The following is a 23308-nucleotide window of genomic DNA, read 5'->3' on the forward strand; positions in this document are numbered from 1 at the left end:
GCGGGTCACAGACAGCGGCACGGGTGAAGGCGAAGGCTGGGGCGAAACGGAAGGAGCGCCTCACCTTGGAACGGGCCGATGCGGTGCCTGACGTGACCCCGGGTGCGCCGGCGCCCACGGGTGCGCCCGGCGTGGAGGGCGCGCGGCTGCTGGACGGGGTGCCGAGGCAGCGGGGTCCGGCGGAGACCGGGTGCGCGCGGCCGGTCGCCGACGGGGGCGCCGCTCCCGCGAGGCGGCGCCTCCCGCGCCCCTGGCGTCTTCTCCCCACGCCCACCGGAACCCCGTTCACCTTCACGTTCGCCGCCCTCCTCCTGGTCACCGCCTCCGTCGCCGAGCATGCCCACCCCGCCCTGGTGCACGCCCTCTACCAGGGCTCCAGCACGGACGTGGCCCATCTCGTACGGACGCCCGTGTTCGTGCTGGTCGCCAGCGCCCTGTGGATCGCGGGCGGCGTGACCTCGCCGTACGCCGTCGTCCTGCTTCTCGTCCTCACCGCGCTGGAACGGCGGATCGGCGGTGCGCGGACCGCCGGGGTGTTCGCGCTCGGGCATCTGCTGGCCACCCTTGCGACCGAGGTGCCCGTGGGGCTCGGGGTGCTGGTGGGGTGGCTGCCGGTGAGTTCGGCGCACCGGCTCGACTACGGGATCAGCTTCGGGGTCGCGGCGAGCGTGGGGGCGCTGGCCGGGCTGCTGCGGCCCTGGCTGGGGTGGCCGCTGCTCGTGGGGTTCGGCTGGATGCTGGTCCAGGACCTGGTCGCGTACACCGATCCGATGACCAACTGGGGGCATGTGATGGCGCTGGCCATCGGGGTCGCGCTGTGGCCGTGGGTGCGGCGGGCCGCCCGCCAGGGCGAATCCCGGCAGGTCGCCGGCCGACCACAGCGGCGGCCGGAATAGCCGGTCCGGAGCCGTCGGCCGGCTGCGCCCGGCGGTGCGGTAAGCACGCCGGCACCGCCGTGCCAGTCGGCCGCCCGCGCGGGCTCCGCCGCGCGGCCGTCGCGCCGCCGGAGCGCGGGGAGCGGTCGGCGTGAGGGTGACTGCGCTGGCCATCGGGGTCGCCCTGCGGCCGTGGGTGAGGCAGGCCGCCGGCTCGGGCGCATCCCGCCAGGTCGCTGTACGACCGCAGTGGCGGCCGGGATAGCCGGTCCGGAGCCGTCGGCAATCTCCCCTGCCCGGAGCCGTCGGCCGGCTGCGCCCGGCCGTGCAGTAAGCGCGACGGCACCGCCGTGCGCAGTCGGCCGCCCGCGCGGCCGTTGCGCCGCCGGAGCAATGGGGAGCGGCCAGCGGAGGCTGGCTGTGCCCGGCGTTGCAGTAAACGCGCCGGCATTGCCGTGCGCCATCGGCCGCCCGCGTGGGCGCGGCCGTTGCGCCGCCGGAGCGTGGGGAGTGGCCGGCGTCAGGGCGACTGCGCCCGGCGGTGCCGTGAGCACGCCGGCGTCGGCCGAATCCGCCTACGCCCCCGTGAACTTCGCGCTCGTCAGATGGGCCTCCACCCGCCAGCCCAACGCCTCGTACAGCGCCCGGCCGTCCGGCGTCCCCGCCAGTACTCCTCTCTCCGCGCCCTGCGCGACGGCTTCCCGGGTGAGCGTGCGCATCACGAAGGAGCCGAGTCCCCGGCGGCGGTGCGCGGGAGAGGTGGCCACCTGGTCGACGACCGCTGTTCTGCCCGTCGGGGCGAGCTGGCCGCGCGCCGCCCAGGAGCCGTCGGGTGCCGCCAGCAGGACACGGGTCACCCCGCCGCGCGTCCACATCCGCACCCGGTAACCGTCCGGGACGGCCGGCGCCTCTTCGGCCGTCAGCGGTACGGACATCAGGTAGCCGGGCTCGGGGTCGATCCACCAGCCCGCGCCGAGCCATGCGCCGACCGTCGCCGGGTCGTCGAACACCTTGAGCCACACGCCGGGCCCGGTCACCGCGTCGGCCACCTTCCGCACGGTCCGTTCCTCGACGCCGTCGTTCACCGCGTCGAGGACGTGCCGGGTGACGTGCTCGGCCATGCCCATGTCGATCGTGTATCCCCAGGGTTCGACCAGGGGCGGCGACGCCCCGCGCGAGACGACCCAGCCGTCGACCCAGGCCCGCACGGTTCCGTCCACGCCCACCTCCTGCGTAATAGCCGATAGTGGCTAATGGCTGTTACTGCGGTGACTGTATGCGGGTGCCCGAGCAGGGCGACAGAGGTGATCGCTCACGGCGAACACGCCCCGGGGAACAATCGACCCCGCCCAAGCATTGAGTCGGCATAACTCAACTTGAGTGCCGAAGGGGAGATCATGGCTTCGACGTCCACACCGCTCACACTGCCCGTGCTGCCGCTCGACGACGAGGTCGTGCTGCCCGGCATGGTGGTTCCGCTGGACCTGAACGACGCCGATGTGCGTGCCGCGGTGGAGGCCGCCCAGGCCGCCGCGCGCACCGAGCCCGGCAAGCCCAGGGTTCTGCTGGTGCCGCGCATCGACGGGACATACACGAGCACCGGTGTCCTCGGCACCGTGGAGCAGGTCGGCCGACTGGCCGACGGGGATCCGGGCGCCCTCATCCGTGCCCGGGGGCGGGTGCGCATCGGAGCCGGCACCACCGGACCCGGGGCCGCGCTGTGGGTGGAAGGGACGCGGATCGACGAGACCGTCCCGGACCCCGTGCCCGGTCAGGTCACCGAACTCGCCAAGGAATACAAGGCACTTGCCATTGCCTGGCTGCGCAAGCGCGGCGCCTGGCAGGTCGTCGACCGCGTACAGGCCATCGACGACGTCTCCACCCTTGCCGACAACTCCGGTTACTCGCCCTTCCTCAGCACCGACCAGAAGATCGAGCTCCTGGAGACCACCGACCCGGTGGCCCGGCTGAAGCTCGCCACCCAGCAGCTGCGCGACCACCTCGCCGAGCAGGACGTCGCCGAGACCATCGCGAAGGACGTCCAGGAGGGCGTCGACAAGCAGCAGCGGGAGTTCCTGCTCCGCAAGCAGCTGGAGGCCGTACGCAAGGAACTGCGCGAGATCAACGGTGAGCAGGACGGCGAGGAGTCCGACGACTACCGGGCCCGCGTCGAGGCCGCCGACCTGCCGGAGAAGGTGCGCGAGGCCGCCCTCAAGGAGGTCGACAAGCTGGAGCGGTCCTCCGACCAGTCGCCCGAGGGCGGCTGGATCCGGACCTGGCTCGACACCGTCCTCGAACTGCCGTGGAACGAGCGGACCGAGGACGAGTACGACATCCAGGGCGCCCAGGCCGTGCTCGACGCCGAGCACGCGGGGCTGCAGGACGTGAAGGAGCGCATCACCGAGTACCTCGCCGTGCGCAAGCGGCGCGCCGAGCGCGGGCTCGGGGTCGTCGGCGGGCGTCGTGGTGGCGCCGTGCTCGCCCTCGTCGGGCCGCCCGGCGTCGGCAAGACCAGCCTCGGTGAGTCCGTCGCGCATGCCATGGGCCGCAAGTTCGTCCGGGTCGCGCTCGGCGGGGTCAGGGACGAGGCCGAGATCCGCGGGCACCGGCGTACGTATGTCGGCGCGCTGCCCGGTCGTATCGTGCGGGCCATCAAGGAGGCCGGGTCCATGAACCCCGTTGTCCTCCTCGACGAGATCGACAAGGTCGGCTCCGACTTCCGGGGCGACCCGGCCGCCGCGCTGCTCGAGGTCCTCGACCCGGCGCAGAACCACACCTTCCGCGACCACTACCTCGAGGTCGAACTCGACCTCAGCGACGTGGTGTTCCTCGCCACCGCCAACGTGCTGGACGCCATCCCCGAGGCCCTCCTCGACCGCATGGAGCTCGTCCGGCTGGACGGGTACACCGAGGACGAGAAGGTCGTCATCGCCCGGGACCACCTGCTGCCCCGGCAGCTTGAGCGGGCCGGCCTGGAAGACGCCGAGGTCACCCTCGCCGAGAGCGCGTTGCGCAAGCTCGCCGGCGAGTACACGCGGGAGGCCGGCGTCCGCAACCTGGAGCGGTCCATCGCGCGGCTGCTGCGCAAGGTCACCGCACAGCACGAACTCGGGGAGCGGAAGCTGCCGTTCACCGTCACCGAGGACGATCTGCGCGGCCTCATCGGACGCCCCCACCACGTGCCCGAGTCCGCCACGGATCCCGCCGAGCGGCGTACGGCCGTACCCGGTGTGGCGACCGGGCTCGCGGTCACCGGGGCCGGCGGTGACGTCCTCTACGTCGAGGCGTCGCTCGCCGACCCGGAGACCGGGGCGGCGGGGCTCACGCTCACCGGGCAGCTGGGTGACGTGATGAAGGAGTCCGCGCAGATCGCGCTCTCCTTCCTGCGCTCGCACGGTGCCGAACTGGAACTGCCCGTGGGCGACCTGAAGGACCGGGGCGTGCACATCCACTTCCCGGCGGGTGCCGTGCCCAAGGACGGTCCGAGCGCGGGCGTCACCATGACGACCGCCCTCGCCTCGCTGCTCAGCGGACGGCTTGTGCGGACGGACGTCGCCATGACCGGCGAGGTCTCGCTGACCGGGCGGGTGCTGCCCATCGGCGGGGTGAAGCAGAAGCTGCTCGCCGCGCACCGGTCCGGGGTCACCACCGTGATCATCCCGAAGCGCAACGAGGCCGACCTGGACGACGTCCCGGCCGAGGTCCTGGAGAAGCTCGACGTGCACGCCGTCACCGACGTCCGCCAGGTCCTCGAACTGGCGCTCACCCCGGCGGAGAACCCGGCGGAGGTGAAGGTTCCGGCAGCGGCGTGACGGACGCTGCCGGTCGGCGAGGACCCGGGTCCCCATACGGGGGTCCGGGTCTTCCCGTACGCCGATCCGGGGGTCGGAGGGCCCTGGCGGGGACCTGGGTGACGACGGCGACCCGCGCCTGCGGAATACTGCCCCGAGCTGCGGCAACGGCCGTGTTCGACGGAGTCTTTCCGAGCGGCGAAAACCGGATCAGGGGTGCTGACGTGCACGAGGACGGGAACGGCGAGGGGAGCCTCGGCGAGCTGCCTGTCGAGGCCGCGACGCCAGGGCGCGCGGTCGAGCGGGAATTCCTCGCCCTGGAGCGCGAGTTGACCGTGTTCCTGCGGCGCGCCCGGGCCAACTCCGGGGAGATGGCCCGCGAGGTCCATCCCGACCTGGAGTCCTCGGCGTACGGGCTGCTGGTACGGCTCGAGGAGTGCGGGCGCCAGCGGGCCACCGAGCTCGCGGCGTACATCGGCGTCGGCAAGGCCACCATGTCCCGGCAGCTGCGCGCCCTCGAGCAGCTGGGCCTCATCGCCCGCGAGCCGGACCCGGCGGACGGCCGCGCCTGGCTGGTCCACCTCACGGACGAGGGCCGCGTCCGTTTCCGCGCGGTCCGGGAGGCGAGGCGGGAGCGGTACATGCGCGAGCTGATCGCGTGGGACCGCGTCGAGGTGGCCGAACTCGCCCGACTGCTGCACCAGCTGAACGCGGGCATGGAGAAGTAGGCACCCCGGCGGCACCGGGTGCCCCCGGTGCCCCTGGGCGTTCCGCCGCCCTCCGTTCCGCCGACTCCGGGCGCACCGGGCGTTCCGCCCGCCCCGGCGTCCCGCCGACCCGCCGTCCCCGGGTGTCCCGCCGTTCCGGCGTCCTGCCGCCCGGCGTTCCGCGGATCCGGCGTCCCGCCGTTCCGGGCGTCCCGGCGTTCCGGGCGTCCCGGCGTTCCGCCGACCCGGCGTCCCGGCGCCCTGGGTGTCCTGCCGACCCGCCGTCCCCGGGTGTCCCGCCGTTCCGGCGTCCTGCCGCCCGGCGTTCCGCGGATCCGGCGTCCCGCCGACCCGGGTGTCCCGCCGACCCGCCGTCCCGCCGTTCCGGGCGTCACGGCGTTCCGCCGACCCAGCGTCCCGGCGACCCAGCGTCCCGGCGCCCCGGGTGTCCCGCCGACCCGCCGACCCGCCGACCCGCCGTCCCGCCGCCCCGGCGTCCTGCCGCCCGGCGTCCGTCCCGCGGACCCGGCGCCCCGGGCGTCCAGGCGTTCCGCCGACCCAGCGTCCCGGCGACCCGTCTTCAAAGTTCCACGTACACCACCGTCGCGTCGTCGTGTGTCTTGCTGCGGCCCAGACGCGGGCGGCCACCGTCCGCGTCCGTCCGCTCCAGCTCCCGTACCCGCTGCACCAGCGCGCCCGCGCCCTCCTTGCGTACGGTGGTGAAGCATGCCGTCCAGTCGCCCTCGGTGAACCTCTCCACCCAGCGGGTCGCGCCGTCCGTCAGGGCGGCCAGGGCGTGCACCTCGGCGCGCGGCAGCGAGCCCGTCACCGCGCGGGACGCCACCGACGGGTCGGCCGCCGCCGTGAAGAAGCCGCCCTCCTTGTTCCGTACCGTCGCGTCGGCGATCGCGTCCGTGGCCAGCGAGGCGCGGGGGACGCGGGAGAGCCGGTCGTCCAGGTGCGCGGTGACCGTGCCGTCCGGGGACGCGGTCAGCAGGGCCGAGTCGGACAGCACCAGGTGCTCCACGACGGCCGAAGACCAACGGGCGAGAACCACGGTTGCCTGGGGTGTACGCGGGTGAGAAAGGTCACAGGTTTGTGCGTGGGCCTCGGCGGTACGAGAGATTGCCGCCGCCAGGACCTCCGTCAGGGTCATATCCCGTCGCGAAACCGACAGTTCGGTCAGCGCGCCGCCGAGCCGGGCCGTGTACCAGGGGACGGAATGCAGACAGCCCGTCCCGGTCCTGGGGGGAGTCACCCCGTCCAGGAGGACGAGCGAACCGCCCTGTCCGGAGGCGGGGAGCCCGATCGCTGCGAAGTCCTCATTGGGGCGGGCCGGATCGCCGGGCTCCGTGACGAGTTCAGTGCGCATCCGGCCAGTCTGCACGAGCCCTCCACAAGCTTCCCAAAAGGCTGGCAACAGTTGCCGAAACAGCGCGTAGCCGCTGGTCAGCCGCCGGTTTTGGGACGGAATGAGACACTCCGTGAAGACGTCGCGGCGGATAATGTCAAAGCCCGCCGCCCACGTCCAACCGGCCTGCCGGGCACAGGGGCAGCACAGGCCAGAGGAACTTGCCGCCAACTCCGCGCCGATGTTGACTCCTTGATGTTCACTCCTTTGAGTGGCGGGTCAGGTGACGCGCGCTCCCCGCCCACGGGCATGGGAGGGTCGGAAGCCGGACCGTGCCGGAGAACCGGAACCGTAACCGGGTGAGCGGCAGGCCAGAACCATCCGGGCGGCCATGCAGTTGACGGATCGTCATCCCGGTCCGGACGCATCGTCACCCGGGCCCATGGGCACACGAGTCAGGAATGCGAGCACCGGTGCAGAAGACGCGGCCTCGGCGCACAGGCAGGCAGACAGCTCCCGCGGGGAGCACTGCCGGCGGCGCCCCGACCGATCCCGCGGGCCGGGGACGCCCCGCACACGTCCGCAACCGGCTCATCGTGGCCGTCGCCGTCGTGGCCGCCGCGATCGCCGGGGCAGGAGCCCCGACCCTCATCGCCGCCTCCTCCCAGCTCCACGACTCCCAGGACCTGGTGACCCTCGCCGCACAGACCCAGGACGCCCTGACCCTCGCCCACTCGCTCGCCGACGAACGCGACGAGGTCACCGTCTACCTCGCCGCCGGCCGCGCCAAGGTGAAGGCGCCCTCCGCGCAGCGCACCGCCCGCGTCGACCGCCAGGTCGGCGACCTGCGCGCGAACCCCGACATCCCGGCCGCGCTGCGCGCCGACCTGGACGACATCGCGTCGCTGCGCAAAGCGGCGCTCGCCGGAAAGAGCACCGCTCTCGAGGCGCACGAGACGTACTCCGCCGCCATCGCCGGACTGCACCGCCTCGCCGACCGGTTCGCCGAGCGGCAGCCGCCCCGCGCGGGCGCCGGCGCGTACGCCCTCGCCGAACTCGACTCGGCCGTCCAGCAGGCCGCCGCCGCCCGGGGCCTCCTGCTGGCCGCGCTCAGCGTGCCGACGTCCACCGAGAGCGTGTACGACCCGATCACCGGACTGTCCTCCGAGCAGACCGTCACCTCCCCGGCGAACACCAGGCAGCGCACCGCGCTCAGCACCGCCGCCCAGCTTGCCCGGGTGCGCTCGGACGCGGCGCTCGCCGACTTCCGCGAGAGCGCCCCCGAGTCCTCGGTCGGCAGCTACGACTCCACGGTCACCGGACCCGAGGTCGACACCGCCGACAAGTACCTCGCCTCGCTCACCGACCAGCCCACGCTCTCCACCCGCGAGCTGGCCACCAGCCTCAGTGCCGTGGACGCGGCCCTCTCCGCCCGCGTCGACCTGATGCGCGGCGTCGAGTCCTCCCTCTACGACCGCCGCGCCAAGGCCCTCATCAAGCTCCGTGACGAGGACGTCACCGACCTGGAGATCCGGATCGCCGCCCTCGGCGCCCTCCTCCTGGTCGCCGTCGGTATCGCCACCGCCATGGCCCGCACCCTCACCCGCCCGCTCTCCGTGCTGCGCCGGGGCACCGCCAGGCTCGCCGAGGCCGCCGACCCGCTCGCCGAGGAACCCGTCAAGTTCACCGGCCGCAATGACGAGTTCGCCCAGGTCGTCCGTTCCGTGAACGCCCTGCACGCGCGCGCCCTCGCCGTCCACGAGCGCATCGCCACCCTGGAGTCCGACCGCAAGCACCTGGTCGGCCAGCGCCAGAAGATGGCCGACGCCCGCGAGGAGCTGCGCGCCGAACTCGCCGCCGCCGCCGTCCGGTTGACGCGGACGCGGGACAGCATCCACGGCACCTTCGTGAACCTCGCGCTGCGCACCCTCGGCCTCGTCGAGCGTCAACTCGCCGTCATCGAGGGCCTGGAGGAGCGCGAGCAGGACCCCGACCGGCTCGCCACCCTCTTCAAGCTCGACCACTTCGCCACCGTCATGCGCCGGCACAACGAGAACCTCCTCGTCCTCGCCGGCGCCGAACACGGCCAGCAGCACGCCAACCCCGTCCCGCTCGTGGACGTGGTCCGCGCCGCCGTCAGCGAGATCGAGCGGTACGAGCGGGTCCGCATCGCCGCGCTGCCGCCGCACGCGCATCTTGCCGGGTTCGCCGCCGACGACGTCAGTCATCTGCTGGCCGAACTCCTGGAGAACGCCACCTCGTTCACCCCGCCCGAGCTTCCGGTGGAGATCTCCGGGTGGCTCCTGGAGAGCGGCGAGATCATGCTCTCCGTCCAGGACGAGGGCATCGGTATGACCGCCGAGCGCCTGGTCCGGCTCAACTCCCGCCTCGCCGACTTCGATCCGGACGCCCCGCACGACACGGCCGGGGACGCCGAGGAGGACGGCGGCGACGGAATCGGGCTCGGGCTGTACGTCGTCGCGCGGCTCGCACATCGGCACGGGGTGCGGGTGCAGCTGCGGGAGCAGAAGGACGGGGGTGTCGCGGCGGTCGTCATCCTGCCGAAGACGCTGCTGGCCCCGGACCCGGCCGCCGTACCGCCGTCGGTCTCGTCGACGTCCGGCGGCGCGACGCTCTCCTTCCCGGGGGTCGACGCGGAGGTCAACTCCAATGTCCTGCAAGGGCGTTCGGAGGCGGAGGAGCCCGGCGAAGAACCAGACGCGGTGCCGGGCGCGTCACCGCTCGACGACCCGGACGTGGCCGACGCCCCGGACCCGATGATCGCCCTGGCGGAAAGGGCCGTACGGAACGCCGAGGCGGAGGCGGAGGCAGGGGCAGCGGCAGACGTCGAGGCGGTCTCCGAGCCGGAGGCGGTCACGGCAGCGGTCCGGGACACGGACGCACCGGCTCCGGAGTCCGCCCCCGAGCCCCTCCCCGCGTCCGAGATCACCATGGAACTCCTCCTGCCGTTCCCCCCGGCCGAGGACACCACCGAGCCGGTCGCCCCCACGACCCCCGGCACCACCGCTTCCGACGACCCCTACGCCATCGGCCCCGACGCGCACGAGCGCGCCGACGAGGAGCCGGTCACCGACAAGGGGCTGCCCAAGCGGACCCCGAAGATCACCGCGCCCGCCGCGCCGCCGAGAGCGCGCGTCGGGTCCGTCGACGCGGAGGCCCTGCGCCGCAGACTCGGCGGCTTCCAGCGGGGCGCCCGTGACGGACGCCGTGACGTGGAGGCGGAGCTCGCGGAGCAGACGGGACAGCCGACGCCGACACCGCAGGCATCGCACGTCTCACAGGCGTCACAGTCATCACAGACGGAACAACCGGCTCGTACGGCGCAGCCCGCGCGTGCCGAAGAAACCACGGGGGGAACAGTCGAGGAGGCAAGCAGTTGACCGCGCCCAGTACCTTCGGCCTGAGTAGTGAAGCCCGCAACCTGCACTGGCTGCTGACCAATCTGGTCGAGGAGGTGCCGGGACTGACGTCGGTCGCGGTCGTCTCCTCCGACGGGTTGCTTTTGCTCTCGTCCGACCCAGACAGGAACGCGGAACGTCGGCCCGACCAGCCGACCGGCCCCAAGGGCTCCGCCGCGGACCTCGCCACGATCGTCTCCGGCATCGGCAGCCTCACCATCGGCGCCGCGAAGCTGATGGACTACGGGGGCGTCAAGCAGACCATGGTCGCGATGGAGGACGGCACCCTCTTCGTGATGTCGATCAGCGACGGCTCGCTGCTCGGAGTGCACGGCTCCCCGGACTGCGACATGAGCGTGGTGGCGTACCACATGGCGCTCTTCGTGGGCCGTGCCGGACACGTCCTGACCCCCGAACTCCGCAGTGAACTCAGGGAGTCGATCGAACGCCGCTCGGTGGTCGACGAGCCCGCCGGGGTCGGTCCGATGGCCGTCAGGGCCGGGCGCGGTCGTTTCGCGGAGGGTGCCAAGTGAGTACGCCGGGCACGCCCAGGCTTCCCGTCCGGGGCGGCGACCGCAAACCGGCCCGGGTACGCCCGTACTCGCTGACCGGTGGCCGGACCCGCTTCGGCCATGTCCTCCTCGTCGAGACGTTCGTCGCCGCGATCGAAGCGCCCGAGGAGCGCAGGGAGTTGGAGAATGGTTCCCTCAGCACCCGGGTCATGCCTGAGCTGCGGGCCATCGTCGAACTGTGTCGCCGGATGCGTACGGTGGCCGAGATCTCCGCGCTGCTGAGAATGCCGCTGGGTGTGGTCCGCGTGCTCCTCAGCGATCTCGCGGACCAGGGAAAGATCCGTGTGTACGGAACCGGCCACGGGCCGGGGCAGCCGGACCGCGCGCTGCTGGAAAGGGTACTGAGTGGACTCCGTCGTCTCTGACGTCGCCCGTGGTGTCTCCCCGCTTCTCCAACTCCCGCCGGAAGGCCAACCCTCCGCGCGTGAAGAGGAGTTGCGGCCCTGGCAGGAGGACCGGACCCGGGCGCCGATCGCCACCAAGATCGTGATCGCGGGCGGGTTCGGCGTCGGCAAGACCACGATGGTCGGCACCATCTCGGAGATCGAGCCTCTCCAGACGGAGGCGCTGATGACCGAGGCGAGCGAGGGCACCGACGACCTCACCGCGACCCCGGACAAGCGGACCACGACCGTGGCCATGGACTACGGCCGCGTCACGCTCGACGACGACCTGGTCCTCTACCTCTTCGGTACGCCGGGCCAGCAGCGGTTCTGGTTCATGTGGGACGACCTGGTGCGCGGCGCGATCGGCGCCGTCGTGCTGGCCGACACCCGCCGGCTCAAGGACTGCTTCCCCGCGCTCGACTACTTCGAGAGCTGCGGGCTGCCGTACGTCGTGGCCGTCAACCACTTCGACGGCAGCGCCGAGTTCGACGCCGAGGACGTGCGGGAGGCGCTCACGGTCCCCGCGCACATACCTGTCATGATCATGGATGCGCGGCGCCGTCTCCCGGTGATCGAGACCCTGCTCGCCCTGGTGGGGCACGCGCTGGACGTCAGTCCCGAGTAACAACGGCAGCCGGCGAAAGCCGGTGACAAGGGGAGAGACCAGACCGTATGCGGAAGATACTCGTCGTCGGAGCCGGTCAGGCCGGACTCCAGACAGCCCTCGGACTCCAGTCGCACGGGTACGAGGTCACCCTGATGTCCAACCGGACCCCGGACGAGATCCGGTCCGGCCGGGTCATGTCCACGCAGTGCATGTTCCACACCGCCCTCCAGCACGAGCGCGATCTCCAGCTGAACTTCTGGGAGTCCCAGGCCCCGAAGATCGAAGGACTCGGCGTCTCGGTCGCGGCCCCCGGCTCGCACGACCCGGGCCCGACCCAGCGTGCGATCGACTGGCTGGGCAGGCTCGACGGCCACGCGCAGTCGGTCGACCAGCGGGTGAAGATGGCCGGCTGGATGGAGACGTTCGCCCAGCGCGGCGGCCAACTGGTCATCCACGGCGCGGCGGTCGGCGACCTCGACTACTTCTCCCGCACGTACGACCTGGTCCTCATATCGGCGGGCAAGGGCGAGCTGGTGTCGATGTTCGCCCGCGACCCCGAGCGCTCCCCCTACAGCGAGCCCCAGCGCGCGCTCGCCGTCTCCTACGTCCACGGCCTGGGCCCGCGCCCCGAGCACCCGGACACGGAGGCGGTCCGCTGCAACCTGGTCCCGGGCGTCGGCGAGCTGTTCGTCATGCCGACGTTCACCACATCGGGCCGCGCCGACATCCTGTTCTGGGAGGGCATACCCGGCGGCCGGCTCGACGTCTTCAACGGCGTGCGCGACCCGGCCGAACACCTCTCCCTGACCCTGGAACTCATGGAGCGGTTCACGCCGTGGGAGTACGCGCGGGCCACCAAGGCCGAACTCACCGACGCGGGCGGCACGTTGGCCGGCCGCTACGCGCCCACCGTCCGCAACCCGGTCGGCCGGCTGCCCGGCGGCGGTCTGGTCCTCGGCGTGGCCGACGTGGTCGTGGCGAACGACCCGATCACCGGCCAGGGCTCCAACTCGGCCTCGAAATGCGCGGCTTCGTACCTCGCCTCGATCCTCGAGCACGGCGAGAAGGAGTTCGACGAGGCCTGGATGCGGGCCACGTTCGACCGTTACTGGGACACCGCCAAGCACGTCACCAAGTGGACCAACGCGATGCTCGCCCCGCCGCCGGAGCACATCGTCAACCTGCTGGGCGCGGCCGGCCAGCTGCCGCCTGTGGCTGATCGTTTCGCCAACGCCTTTGACGACCCGTCCGACTTCGAGAACTTCTTCTACGAGCCGGACAAGACGGCCGCCTATCTGGGCTCGGTCGCGGGCGCGTAGCCGGCGGGGCCGGCGGTGTCGACAGTTCGCGTGGGCTCGGTCGCGAGGGAGTAACCCTCGTCCGGACCCTCCGTGGCGTCGGCGGGGAGCGTCGGCGGGGTGTACCGCCGCAGTGGCTCCCCGTCCGGGTCCGGCCGTACGGCGCCCAGCACCGGGTTGGCCGCGAGCGGCGACACCTTCACCTTCGCGTCCGGCCGAGGCGCCTGTACGACCATCCCGTCCCCGAGGTACAGCGCCACATGCGTCGCCTCGGGGAAGTAGACCACCAGGTCACCGGGGCGCAGCTCGGCCAGCGGGATGTGCGGCAGCCGTGCCCACTGCTCCTGGCTGGTCCGGGGAATGGGCCGCCCCGCCGACTCCCAGGCCTGTGAGGTCAGGCCCGAGCAGTCGTACGTCGCCGGCCCCTCGGCACCCCACTCGTACGGCTTCCCGAGCTGCGCCACAGCCTGGCGAACCGCCCGCTCACCCTCCGCGGACGGCTTCCGGTCGGCGCTGAGGGCACCGGAGGTGATGAACTCCCGCTGCCTGCCCGCCACTTCGGCACGCTCCAACTCGGCCAGTTCTGCCAGCTGTTCGGAGCTGAGGGAGGCGAGCAGCTCCTCGACCTCCCGCAGTCGCCGCCGTACGGTGTCGCGGTCCTTCTTCTGCTTCTCCGCGAGGGTGAGCTGCTCGTCCAGGGCGGCTCGGGCGGCGCGCGCCAGACCGTCGGTGTGCCGTTCGCCGCCGACCAGGCGGCCCACCGTCTCGACCCGCTCCAGCGCCAACTGCCGGATCACATGGCCCTGTTCGAGGGCGTGCTGCGGGTCGCGGGCCAGCAGCAGCCGCACGTACGGGGAGATGTCGGTGCTGCTCTGGTACTGCTGCCGGGCCAGCCGGCCGAGGGCGCCGCGCCGCTCGCGCAGAGAGAGCCGGGCGCGTACGAGCCTGCTGTCCAGCCGCCGGACCTCGGCGCGCTGCTGCTTCAGCCGCTCGGCGGTGGCGGTGTAGGTCCGGGTGGCCCGCTCGGCCTCGCGGTACAGCCGCTGAAGATCCGTCAGGAGGGTGGCCACGGACGGTTCTTCCGCCGCATCGGTAAGGGGCTCGCGTGGAGATCCGGTCGCCGATGGGGCGGGGACGGCGCTGGGACTCGGGTCCGGTGCGGCCAGTGCGGGGATCGGGGCGAGGAGCGTGCCGACCGTCATCGCCGCCGTACACACCAGACGCAGAAGCCTTCCTGACACGTCATCACCTCCGGTGCGAGGCGGCCCTTCCGCTCCGCACCGCGAGCTTGTGACGCGGGCGCGAGGTCCGCGCGGCGAGCGTGCGCGGTTCGGCCCAACCCCGTCACCCGTCGGTGTCGTCCGGCTTGCCCTGCGGCGTGGCGCCTGGTCCCGTGGCCGGTTTCGACCACGGCCAGCGCACCTTGCCTTCGCCGCCCCTGTCGCCCTCGGGGTCGTACGCGTACTTCCAGCCCGGGTGCAGGCCCAGCTTTCCCGGTTGGCCCCGGGGTACGCGCCGGTAGACCAGCACGGTCGGCGGGCCGCCGGCCGAGTCCGGCACGGGAACCCGGTACGTCTTCGGCGGGTGCCCCGTCGGCCCGAGCAGGATGGGCAGCACACGGCCGTCCAGGGGGCCGCCCTCGAAAGCGGTGTCTTGGCTCTTCACGGGATCAGTGTCCGGTATCCGTACCCAGGGCGTCGCGAACGACCGCCGCGGTCTGGGGGTCGCGGCCGGCCGTCACCGTGAGGACCGCCATGAACTGCTCCACCAGCCAGTCCCGCAACTCGTCGACCGGCGGATCCTTCTCCTCGTCCAGCCAGATCAGCGAGGCCGCCTCGACCGCGGTGATCCACATCCGTACGGTCATCCGCAGCCGGGGGCCCGGTTTCTCGACCCCGAGATGGCTGAGGATGTGCTCGGCGGCCGTACGGCGGACCCGGTCCACTATGGCTGTCGTCCGGGACGTCTCGACGACGCTGCCGCCCTGGAGGAGGGCGCTGAAGCCGGCGTCGTGCTCGTCGACGAAGGCGAGGTAGCGGTTCAGGGCGCGGGAGAGGCGCTCGGGGAGCGGGCCCTCGGGGGGTTCGTCGAAGCAGAGCTCGAGTTCCTCGGCGGCGGAGCGCAGCGCGGCCTCGTACAGCTGCTGCTTGCCGCCGGGGAAGTAGCGGTACACGAGGGGGCGGGAGACGCCGGCTGCCTCCGCGACGTCGTCGAGGGAGACCTCTTCGGGGGCGCGGTGGGCGAAGAGGGAGAGGGCGGCGTCGAGGAGCTGGCTGCGGCGCTCCTCGACGTTCAGACGGCGGTAGGCAGGGGCGGCGGGCATGTGTGCAGGGTAGTCGGACGGGTGCGGTTGTGTTTCGGGTGCGGGTGCGTTGTGGCTGGTCGCGCAGTTCCCCGCGCCCCTGAAAAGCAGGGGCTGCGCCCCGTGCTTTTCGGGCCGCAGGCCCGTGTCGTTGTCTTTCAGGGGCGCGGGGAACTGCGCGACCAGCACCCACCGGGCCGCACTCTCAAGTCAAGCCAGCAGCCCCGATGACCTCCACAGCCGTCGCCCGACACCCCGTAGGACCCCGATGTCGTCCAGGAAGTCCGTCAGTTTCCGTGCGCCGGTCTGCATGACCTCCCGTCGGTGCCCGCTCGCCCGGACCTGGGCGACCGCCTCCGCCGTGTCCAGCCCCACGTTCGCGTAGACCTCCGGGTTGACGAAGGCGACCGAGAAGACGCGGGCGAACTCGCCGGAGGTGACCCGGGTGTACTCCTGGGACCACCTGGGGGCCGTCATCATCTGGCGGCGCAGCTCCTCGCGGGCGTAGCGGACGTGGCGGGACTCCTCCACCACATGGATCCTCGTCACGCCCCTGACCAACGGCTGCACCCGCTCGTCCGGGAACGTCAGACGCTGCATCCAGTCGAGGACCTCCTCGCCCAGCAGGGTCGCCGTGAAGGAACCGGGCGTGGTGGACACCGTCTTGAAGAAGCGGCCCAGGTTGTGATGCGCGCGGCTCACCGGGTAGTACGGCGTGCCGCCACGGCTGATGAGCCGGGCGAACATCTTCGAGTGACGGCACTCGTCCTCGATCTCCGTCAGGGCGTAGCGGACGTGCGCGCTCGTCGCCGCCTTGTCGTAGATGTGCCGTACGAGGAGCTGCATCAGGATGATCTCGAACCAGATGCCGAGCGAGGCGAGCGCCGCCAACTCGTGCCGGGAGAGCAGGAGACGCTGCTCCTCGCTCATCCGCTTCCACATCGGGGTGCCGTAGAGCGAGACCAGCTCGGGCGGCCAGAACCACTTGCCGTCCTCGAAGGGGGCGTCCCAGTCCAGTTCCCTGTCCGGGTCGAAGGAGTGTTTGGCGGAGGCGTCGAGCAGTCGCTCGGCCACCTGTTCCCGGTCCTTGAGCACGCCGAGCGCGTCGCGGAGTATCTCGGCTTCCGTCACTGTCGTCACATTCTTATGAGACCGCTTGTCAGCAAGTCGGTCAATCCCCTGGGTGTCACCCAGGTGCAGTAGCGTGCTGGCGTGTCCACGACTCCGCCGCCCCAGCCGCCCGACCGCAACCCCTATGGCCCGCCCCCGACTTCGGGACCGTACGGCCAGCAGCCGCCCCCGCCGCCGTATCAGGCCCCGCAGCAGCAGGGCCCTTATGGCCGGCAGCAGCCGGGCCCCTACGGCCAGCAGCAGCCTGGTCCCTACGGCCAGCAGCCGGGGCCGTACGGCCAGCAGCCGCCGCCCCCGTCCCCCTACGGGCAGCAGCCCTACGGGGCCCCTGCCCCCGCGCCCTGGGGGGCCCCGCCTCCGCCGCCCAAGAAGAGCAAGGTCGGGCTGATTCTCGGCATCGTCGGCGGTGCCGTCGTGCTGACCGTGGCGGCCGTGGCCGGCCTGTACTGGTTCAGCGTGAAGTCCGACACCGGCTTCCCCGAGGCCGAGTACAAGCTGACGCTCCCGCAGAAGGTGCTCGACGAGAAGTACGAACTCGCCGGCGACCTCTCCCGCTCCGAGGGCCAGGCCATCGAGAACGAGGCCGACGGCGCCTGGGACGCCCGGGACACCAAGGCCGTGGTCGGTCAGTACAGCCTCGGCGGCGACCAGGCGAAGGGCACGCTGGTGATCTCCGGCATGTACGGACGGTTCAAGAACACCGCTCTCGCCCGCGACAACATGATGAAGGGCGCGGCCGGCGGCGAGGGGGCCAAGATCGCCGTCAAACCCCAGGACTTCAAGCCGGCGGGCTCCGACGTCACCGTCACCTGCGAGGTGCTCATCCAGACTGAGCTCGGTACGGAGATCACCATGCCCGTCTGCGGCTGGGTGGACGGCAACACCGGCGCCTCCATCGCCGAGATCACCGCCGACTCGGTCACGAAGAAGCCCGACCAGGTGGACCTGGCGGCGGCCGCCGAGACCGCCGCCAAGATCCGCGGCGAGATCAGGAAGCCGATCGGCTGACCGGAGGCCAATCGCCCTGGGCGAGTTCGTGGGCGGCGGGGGTGTGCGGGACGGTGTCGTGGCCGCACGGCAGGTCGGGGACAAGGCTCGTGGGACCAGGCTCGCCCCTGTCTCACCCGCCGAGCACCGACTCCATCACCGCCCGCGCGATCGGCGCCGCCACCCCGCCCCCGCTGATGTCCGTACGGTCGGCGGACGCGTCCTCGACCACCACCGCGACGGCCACCGTCGGTTCGACCTCCCGTTCGCCCTGCGCCCAGGAGACGAACCAGGCGTACGGGGTACCGGAGTTGCCGACGCCGTGCTGGGCGGTGCCCGTCTTGCCGCCGACCGTCGCGCCGGGGATCGCCGCGTTCGTGCCGGTGCCCCGCTCCACGACGTCCCGCATCAGCTCGCGCATCCGTACGGCGGTCGACGGCTGCATCGCCCGGAACCGGCTCCGCACCCCCGGCGTGGCAACTGTCGTGCCGTTGACGTCGGTTGCCCGCTCCACCAGATAAGGGGAGGGCACCTGACCGCCGTTGGCGACCGCCGCCGAGACCATCGCCATCTGGAGCGGAGTGGCCCGCGTGTTGTACTGGCCGATCGCGGACAACGCCAACTGCGCCCTGTCGACGTGCCGGTCGAAGGTGCTGCGCGCGACCGAGAAGGGGATGCGCAGCCCCGGGTCGTTGAAGCCGAAGCCGGCCGCCGTGGCCGCCAGGTCGGTCACGCCCACGTCCACGCCCAGCTTGGCGAAGACCGTGTTGCACGACCAGGCGAACGCCTCCCGCAGCGAGACGTCCGCACACCCGTCGCCCTCGTTCGTCAGCACCGTGGACGTACCAGGGAGGCGGTACGGGTCGGGGGAGCGGGTCGGCTCGTCCAGATCGGTGACCACCCCCGCGTCCAGGGCCGCCGCCGCCGTGACCACCTTGAACGTCGAACCCGGCGGATAGGTCTGCCGCACCGCCCGGTTGAGCATCGGCTTGTCCGGATCACCGTTCAGCTGTCGCCAACTCCGTTTCACCGAGAGCCTGTTGCCGGACAGCGCCGCCGGGTCGTACGAGGGTGAGGAGACCAGGGCCAGGATGCGTCCGGTCGACGGCTCCACGGCCGCGACCGCGCCCTTGCGCCCGGCGAGGCCCTCGTAGGCGGCCTGTTGGGCGGCCGGGTCGATGGTGGTCACCACCTTGCCGCCGGGGTTCCGGGCACGCGTCACGTCGTTCCACAGGGGGAACGGCGCCAGCAGCGGATCGGTGCCCGACAGGATGCCGTCCTCCGCGTGCTCCAGGAACGTCGTGCCGTACACCTGGGAGGCGAAACCGGTGACCGGGGCGTACAACGGGCCGTTCTTGTACGTCCGTTCGTAGCGGAGCTGCTCCCCGGTGTCGGTGGACCCGGTGACCGGCCGCCCGCCAACCAGGATGGCGCCGCGCGGCTGGCCGTAACGGGCGATCACCTGGCGGCGGTTGGCCGGGTTGTCGTCGTAGCGCTGGGCCTGGACGACCTGGACGCGGGTGATGTTGACGAGGAGGGACAGCAGGAGCAGGGCGCAGAAGACGGCTGCGTGCTTGATGCAGCGGCTCATCTGCCGTGGTTTTCTTGCCCGTTCGGGCCGTCGCGACTTGGTCCGGGTTTCGGGTTGTCTCGTCATCGTGTGGGCTGCCCGTCGTCGTCCTGGTGCCGGCCGCGGGCCGAGTCGCTGATCCGGATCAGCAGCGCCACGATGATCCAGTTGGTGACGACGGACGAGCCCCCCTGCGCCAGGAAGGGCATCGCCATGCCGGTGAGCGGGATGAGGCCCGACACCCCGCCCGCGATGACGAAGACCTGCAGGGCCACGATCGAGGCGAGGCCGATGGCGAGCAGCCGCCCGAAGGGGTCACGGAGGGAGAGGCCGGCCCGGTAGCCGCGCTCCACCAGGAGGGCGTACAGGATGACGATCGCGGAGAGACCGGCCAGCCCGAGTTCCTCGCCCGCCGTCGCCAGGATGAAGTCGGACTTGGCCGCGAAGCCGATCAGGATCGAGTGGCCGAGGCCCAGGCCGGTTCCGAGGACCCCGCCCGCCGCGAACGCGAACAGCGACTGGGAGAGCTGGTTGGGGCCCTGGCCTGCGTCGATCGTCGCGAAGGGGTGCAGCCAGTCCTCGACGCGGCTGTGGACGTGCGGTTCGAGGGTGCCGACGGCGAACGCGCCCAGTGCGGCCAGCAGCAGCCCGACCGCGATCCAGCCGGTGCGGCCCGTGGCGACGTACAGGAGGACCACGAAGAGGCCGAAGAAGAGGAGCGAGGTGCCGAGGTCGCGCTCCAGGACCAGCACGCCGACGCTGAGCAGCCAGATCGCGACGATCGGGCCGAGCACCCGCCCGGTGGGGAGCTGGAGACGCCGCAGGCCCCAGATCCGGCGGCCCGTGTACGCGAGCGCGGCCCGATTGGTGGCGAGGTACGCGGCGAAGAACACCGCGAGCAGCACCTTCGCGAACTCGCCGGGCTGGATGGAGAATCCGGCGATCCGGATCCAGATGCGGGCCCCGTTCACCGACGGGAAGAAGATCGGCAGGGCGAGCAGTACGAGGGCGGCGGTCACACAGACGTACGCGTACCGCTGGAGGACACGATGGTCGCGCAGCGAGACGACGACCACGATGAACAGCGCGACTCCGACCGTGGACCAGACGAGTTGGGCCGGAGCGGCCCGGTGCCCGGGTGTCTCCAGGTCGAGCCGGTGGATGAGGACCAGGCCGAGGCCGTTGAGCAGCACGCCGATGGGCAGCAGCAGCGGATCGGCGCAGGGGGCGCGGCGGCGCACCGCGAGATGGGCGAGGAGGGCGAGAACGCCGAGCCCGGCGCCGTGACCGGCGGCGCCGGGTGGGACGGTGCCGTTCCTCGCGAGGCCGACCGCGCAGTAGCCGTACACACAGAGGAGGACGGCGACGACGAGGAGGGCCAACTCGATGCCACGGCGCCGGGGGACGCGTGGAGCGGGAGCGGAGGGATCGGCGGGCTCCGAGAGCCAGGGCTTCGGGGATTCCTCGTACTCCGCCGCCACGGTGGTTCCGGGCTTCGTCATGTCCGGAATCTACCTAAAACGGATGACAAATGGTGCGCAGGTCAGCAGAAGCGCGGTGCCGCGCCGATGTTGTTGATGTAGCGGGCCGCGCCCCAGGCCCAGGTGCCGTCCGTGAGGAGGTACCAGAGCGAGTTGCCGTCGACGTTCTCGCCGCCGACCTTGCAGAAGATGTTGACGATCGCGCCCTGCGGGACGACCCGGATGATGGCGCTGCCACGGTTCGGCGCGCTGCGCAGCCGCAGTCCGCCGACGGCGGTGACGACGCCCCGGTAGGGGCCGACGGCGCTGCTGGTGCCGCTGTTGTTGTGCTGACCCCAGTCGCCGTTGTTGCTCTGCTGCTGGCTGTTGTGCTGCTGGTTCCAGCTGCTACTGCTCTGACTGTTCTGACTGCTCTGGTTGTGCTGGTTGTTCTGGTTGTTCTGGTTGTTGTTCTGGTTGTTGTTCGGCTGCTGCTGGTTCCAGCTGTTGCCGTTGTTCTGCTGGCCCCAGTCGTTGTCGGCGGGACTCGCGAGTGCCGGGCCGATGGCGGCGGCGGAGAGCGCGGTGGTGGCGACGGCTATACCGAGGCGGGTCAGGGCGGTCCGCGATGGCATGTGGGCTCCTTTGTCCGGACGAGCTGACTAACCGCCACGCTAGGAGCGGGTCGTGTAAGGCGCCCGTCACGCTGGGCCGTTGGTGGCGAGCCCTCGGGATTCGGCCAGCGTGAGCGTGGCCAGGGCGCCGCCGCCCTCGCTCCTCGGCACGTTGGCGAAGACCAGCCGGGCGCCCAGTACCTCCGCCTGGCCCAACGCGATCGTCAGCCCGAGCCCGTGTCCGGTCGCCCCGCCCTCCGTACGGAACCGCTGCGGCCCGTGCTCCACCAGGTACTCCGGATAGCCGTCACCGTGGTCCCGCACGCTCACCACCGGCCCGTCGACGGTCAGCGTCACCGGCGTACGGCCGTGCCGGTGGGCGTTGGCGACCAGGTTCCCCAGCACCCGCTCGAGCCGACGCCGGTCGGTGTCCACCAGGGCGTCACGGACGACGACGATCTCCGTGTCGGCCCCGGCGGCTCCCGGGTCCCGCGCACCCCGTACGGACCGTACGACCCGTTCGGCGAGGGCGCCCAGCGCCTCGGTGTCGACCTCCAACCGCTCCTTGCCCGTGTCCAGTCTGGAGATCTCGAGCAGGTCCTCGGTGAGGGTCCGCAGCGCGGCGACCCGGTCCCGGACCAGCTCGGTCGGGCGGCCGGCAGGCAGCAGTTCGGCCGCCGCGTGCAGCCCGGTGAGCGGGGTGCGCAGCTCATGGGCCACGTCGGCGGTGAAGCGCTGCTCGCTGAGCAGTTTGCGTTGCAGCGAGGCCGCCATCGAGTCGAGGGCGGCGGCGACGGCGGCGACCTCGTCCGGCGAACGGCTCGGGTCCTTCGTTCGGGGGTCGCCGACGCGGGCGTCCAGGTCGCCCGCGCTGATCCGGCGGGCCACCTGCGCGGTCGCGTGCAGGCGGCGGCTCACCCGGGTCACCGCGAACGCGCCGACCAGCAGCGTCGCGCCGATGGCGAGACCCGACGACCACAGGATGGCCCGGTCGAGGCCCTCGATCGTCCGGGCGCTCTGCGAGTAGTCGAGAGCCACGGCGAGCGCGTGGCCGCCTTCCGCCGGGCCGGCCGCCCACATCGTCGGCACGCCGTCGTGGTCGGTGACCATCGTGCCGCGCTCCCCGGCCGCCGCGAGCGTCCGCAGCGGCTTCGGCAGCCCCTCGGGATCGATCCCGGCGTGTGGCCGGAGCGCGTCCCCGGCCTCGTACGCGGACGTGGCCTCCACGAGCCGGGACAGGGCGCGGTCGCGGGCCTGGTCGACGGTCTGGTGGGTCACGGAGACATGCACGAGGACGCCGAGCAGGGCGGCGAGGGCGCAGCACATCCCGGTGATGAACAGCGCGGCCTTGGCGGCGAGGGTGCCCGCCCAGCCAGGCAGCACGGCCCTCACCGGGGACTCGCGGAGGCGGACGCGGAGGCGGTGAGGGAGGAGGGGGCGTGCTTGGGTTTGCCGGTACGGAGGAACTCGTCCCGGGTGAGCAGCATCGCCTTCTGGTCGGCGTCCCAGGTCCACTGGGTGCGGTACTCGTACCCGGGGATCTGCGAGGGCGACCGGATGATCACGGCCCGGCCGGCCAGCTGCACGGCGGTCACGGCGTCGTCGTTCGCCATGATCTGCACCAGCTTGTGCCGCTGGAAGGTGTACACCCGTACGGCGGTCCCGTTGCCCGGCAGCAGCCGGAAACCGAGGGCCATGTCGTCGCGGCCGTCCCCGGTGAGGTCGCGGTAGTAGGCCTTGAGGACGGGACAGGCGCCCACACCGGAACCGGCGCCGCTGCTCTTGCGGCCGCAGTTCGCCATCCCGGCGGCTGTCCCGGCGTACGGGGGACTGTCGGCGGTGTACAGGTCGGGATGCGCGGCGATCTCCGCCCGTACGACGGCCACCGGGTCGACCTTGTGGATGTCGTCGCCGGGGGCGGTGACGCCCCGCACGGTCTCGGTCTCGGCCTCGCCGTAGTCCCAGGCGGGGCTGGAGGCGGCGGGCAGCTGGGGCCAGAGCCGGGCGGGGCTGGAGGCGGTGGCGGTCGGCCCGGCACCGCGCAGCCCGCCGGCGTCGCCGCAGGCGGAGGTGAGGGCGGCGAGGGCCAGGGTGGCCAGGCAGGCGAGGGCGGCGCGGGAGATGCGGCTGGGAGTCAATGCGCTCCTGCTCCGGGCCGGGGGATGTGCGGGCGACAACCGGTCGGTCGCCTCGTACCCGACACCTTATTCGCACGGCGGACATGGACGCCGGGTGGGT

At 72.2% G+C, this 23308-nt stretch carries 20 protein-coding genes; 9 read left to right on the top strand and 11 right to left on the bottom strand.

The window, feature by feature from the left end:
- Positions 1-65: 65 nt before the first annotated feature.
- Positions 66-896: a rhomboid-like protein gene (locus PV396_RS33045; RefSeq protein ID WP_319210926.1), complete on the top strand. Its 831-nt coding sequence runs from the start codon at positions 66-68 to the stop codon at positions 894-896.
- A 554-nt stretch (positions 897-1450) separates the two neighbouring features.
- On the opposite strand, the gene PV396_RS33050 is transcribed toward PV396_RS33045, so the two are convergent.
- The gene (locus PV396_RS33050; protein ID WP_319210927.1) at positions 1451-2095 is read right to left on the bottom strand and encodes a GNAT family N-acetyltransferase; all 645 of its coding nucleotides are present in this window, start codon (positions 2093-2095) and stop codon (positions 1451-1453) included.
- A gap of 177 nt (positions 2096-2272) precedes the next feature.
- On the opposite strand from PV396_RS33050, the gene lon reads away from it, so the two are divergent.
- The gene (gene lon / locus PV396_RS33055) at positions 2273-4687 is read left to right on the top strand and encodes an endopeptidase La (protein ID WP_319210928.1); all 2415 of its coding nucleotides are present in this window, start codon (positions 2273-2275) and stop codon (positions 4685-4687) included.
- 203 nt (positions 4688-4890) lie between these two features.
- Complete coding sequence (locus PV396_RS33060) at positions 4891-5394, top strand: MarR family winged helix-turn-helix transcriptional regulator (RefSeq protein WP_319210930.1); 504 nt, start codon at positions 4891-4893, stop codon at positions 5392-5394.
- A gap of 559 nt (positions 5395-5953) precedes the next feature.
- Here PV396_RS33060 and PV396_RS33065 read toward each other — a convergent pair.
- Entirely contained in the window at positions 5954-6745 is a 792-nt protein-coding gene (locus PV396_RS33065; protein ID WP_319210932.1) for a hypothetical protein, read from the bottom strand.
- A 440-nt stretch (positions 6746-7185) separates the two neighbouring features.
- On the opposite strand from PV396_RS33065, the gene PV396_RS33070 reads away from it, so the two are divergent.
- From PV396_RS33070 to PV396_RS33090, 5 genes are read left to right on the top strand one after another with little or no spacing between them, the layout of a single operon-like run.
- The gene (locus tag PV396_RS33070; RefSeq protein ID WP_319210934.1) at positions 7186-10125 is read left to right on the top strand and encodes a nitrate- and nitrite sensing domain-containing protein; all 2940 of its coding nucleotides are present in this window, start codon (positions 7186-7188) and stop codon (positions 10123-10125) included.
- Positions 10122-10676: a roadblock/LC7 domain-containing protein gene (locus PV396_RS33075; RefSeq protein WP_319210935.1), complete on the top strand. Its 555-nt coding sequence runs from the start codon at positions 10122-10124 to the stop codon at positions 10674-10676. The genes PV396_RS33070 and PV396_RS33075 overlap by 4 nt, the downstream gene beginning before the upstream one ends.
- On the top strand, positions 10673-11080 hold the full coding sequence (locus PV396_RS33080; RefSeq protein ID WP_319210937.1) for a DUF742 domain-containing protein: 408 nt from the start codon (positions 10673-10675) through the stop codon (positions 11078-11080). The genes PV396_RS33075 and PV396_RS33080 overlap by 4 nt, the downstream gene beginning before the upstream one ends.
- On the top strand, positions 11061-11726 hold the full coding sequence (locus tag PV396_RS33085; protein ID WP_319210939.1) for an ATP/GTP-binding protein: 666 nt from the start codon (positions 11061-11063) through the stop codon (positions 11724-11726). Before PV396_RS33080 ends, PV396_RS33085 begins: the two co-directional genes overlap by 20 nt.
- A 47-nt stretch (positions 11727-11773) precedes the next feature.
- Positions 11774-13027 carry a styrene monooxygenase/indole monooxygenase family protein gene (locus PV396_RS33090; RefSeq protein ID WP_319210941.1) on the top strand — a complete coding sequence of 418 codons (1254 nt, stop codon included), beginning with the start codon at positions 11774-11776 and terminating at the stop codon, positions 13025-13027.
- On the opposite strand, the gene PV396_RS33095 is transcribed toward PV396_RS33090, so the two are convergent.
- The 4 genes from PV396_RS33095 to PV396_RS33110 form a co-directional block, all read right to left on the bottom strand.
- On the bottom strand, positions 13000-14247 hold the full coding sequence (locus PV396_RS33095) for a C40 family peptidase (RefSeq protein WP_319210943.1): 1248 nt from the start codon (positions 14245-14247) through the stop codon (positions 13000-13002). The two genes, PV396_RS33090 and PV396_RS33095, sit on opposite strands and share 28 nt — an antisense overlap.
- Positions 14248-14350: 103 nt before the next feature.
- Entirely contained in the window at positions 14351-14671 is a 321-nt protein-coding gene (locus tag PV396_RS33100) for a hypothetical protein (protein WP_319210945.1), read from the bottom strand.
- A gap of 4 nt (positions 14672-14675) precedes the next feature.
- Entirely contained in the window at positions 14676-15329 is a 654-nt protein-coding gene (locus PV396_RS33105; RefSeq protein ID WP_319210947.1) for a TetR/AcrR family transcriptional regulator, read from the bottom strand.
- Positions 15330-15518: 189 nt separating this feature from the next.
- Positions 15519-16448 carry a diiron oxygenase gene (locus tag PV396_RS33110; protein ID WP_319210949.1) on the bottom strand — a complete coding sequence of 310 codons (930 nt, stop codon included), beginning with the start codon at positions 16446-16448 and terminating at the stop codon, positions 15519-15521.
- A 72-nt stretch (positions 16449-16520) separates the two neighbouring features.
- On the opposite strand from PV396_RS33110, the gene PV396_RS33115 reads away from it, so the two are divergent.
- On the top strand, positions 16521-17447 hold the full coding sequence (locus PV396_RS33115; RefSeq protein ID WP_319210950.1) for a hypothetical protein: 927 nt from the start codon (positions 16521-16523) through the stop codon (positions 17445-17447).
- Positions 17448-17559: 112 nt separating this feature from the next.
- On the opposite strand, the gene PV396_RS33120 is transcribed toward PV396_RS33115, so the two are convergent.
- The 5 genes from PV396_RS33120 to PV396_RS33140 all read right to left on the bottom strand — a co-directional run bounded on the left by PV396_RS33120 (position 17560) and on the right by PV396_RS33140 (position 23208).
- Positions 17560-19017, bottom strand: a complete 1458-nt coding sequence (locus PV396_RS33120) for a penicillin-binding protein 2 (RefSeq protein ID WP_319210953.1) — start codon at positions 19015-19017, stop codon at positions 17560-17562.
- A 62-nt stretch (positions 19018-19079) separates the two neighbouring features.
- Positions 19080-20498, bottom strand: a complete 1419-nt coding sequence (locus PV396_RS33125) for an FtsW/RodA/SpoVE family cell cycle protein (RefSeq protein ID WP_319210955.1) — start codon at positions 20496-20498, stop codon at positions 19080-19082.
- Between the two features lie 41 nt (positions 20499-20539).
- Positions 20540-21091, bottom strand: coding sequence for an SH3 domain-containing protein (locus tag PV396_RS33130; protein ID WP_319210957.1), 552 nt, complete (start codon positions 21089-21091; stop codon positions 20540-20542).
- Between the two features lie 66 nt (positions 21092-21157).
- Positions 21158-22462: a HAMP domain-containing sensor histidine kinase gene (locus PV396_RS33135; RefSeq protein WP_319210959.1), complete on the bottom strand. Its 1305-nt coding sequence runs from the start codon at positions 22460-22462 to the stop codon at positions 21158-21160.
- The gene (locus tag PV396_RS33140; protein WP_416071516.1) at positions 22459-23208 is read right to left on the bottom strand and encodes a hypothetical protein; all 750 of its coding nucleotides are present in this window, start codon (positions 23206-23208) and stop codon (positions 22459-22461) included. Before PV396_RS33140 ends, PV396_RS33135 begins: the two co-directional genes overlap by 4 nt.
- Positions 23209-23308 lie beyond the last annotated feature (100 nt).

Source organism: Streptomyces sp. ME02-8801-2C (assembly GCF_033793965.1).
Lineage (GTDB): Bacteria > Actinomycetota > Actinomycetes > Streptomycetales > Streptomycetaceae > Streptomyces.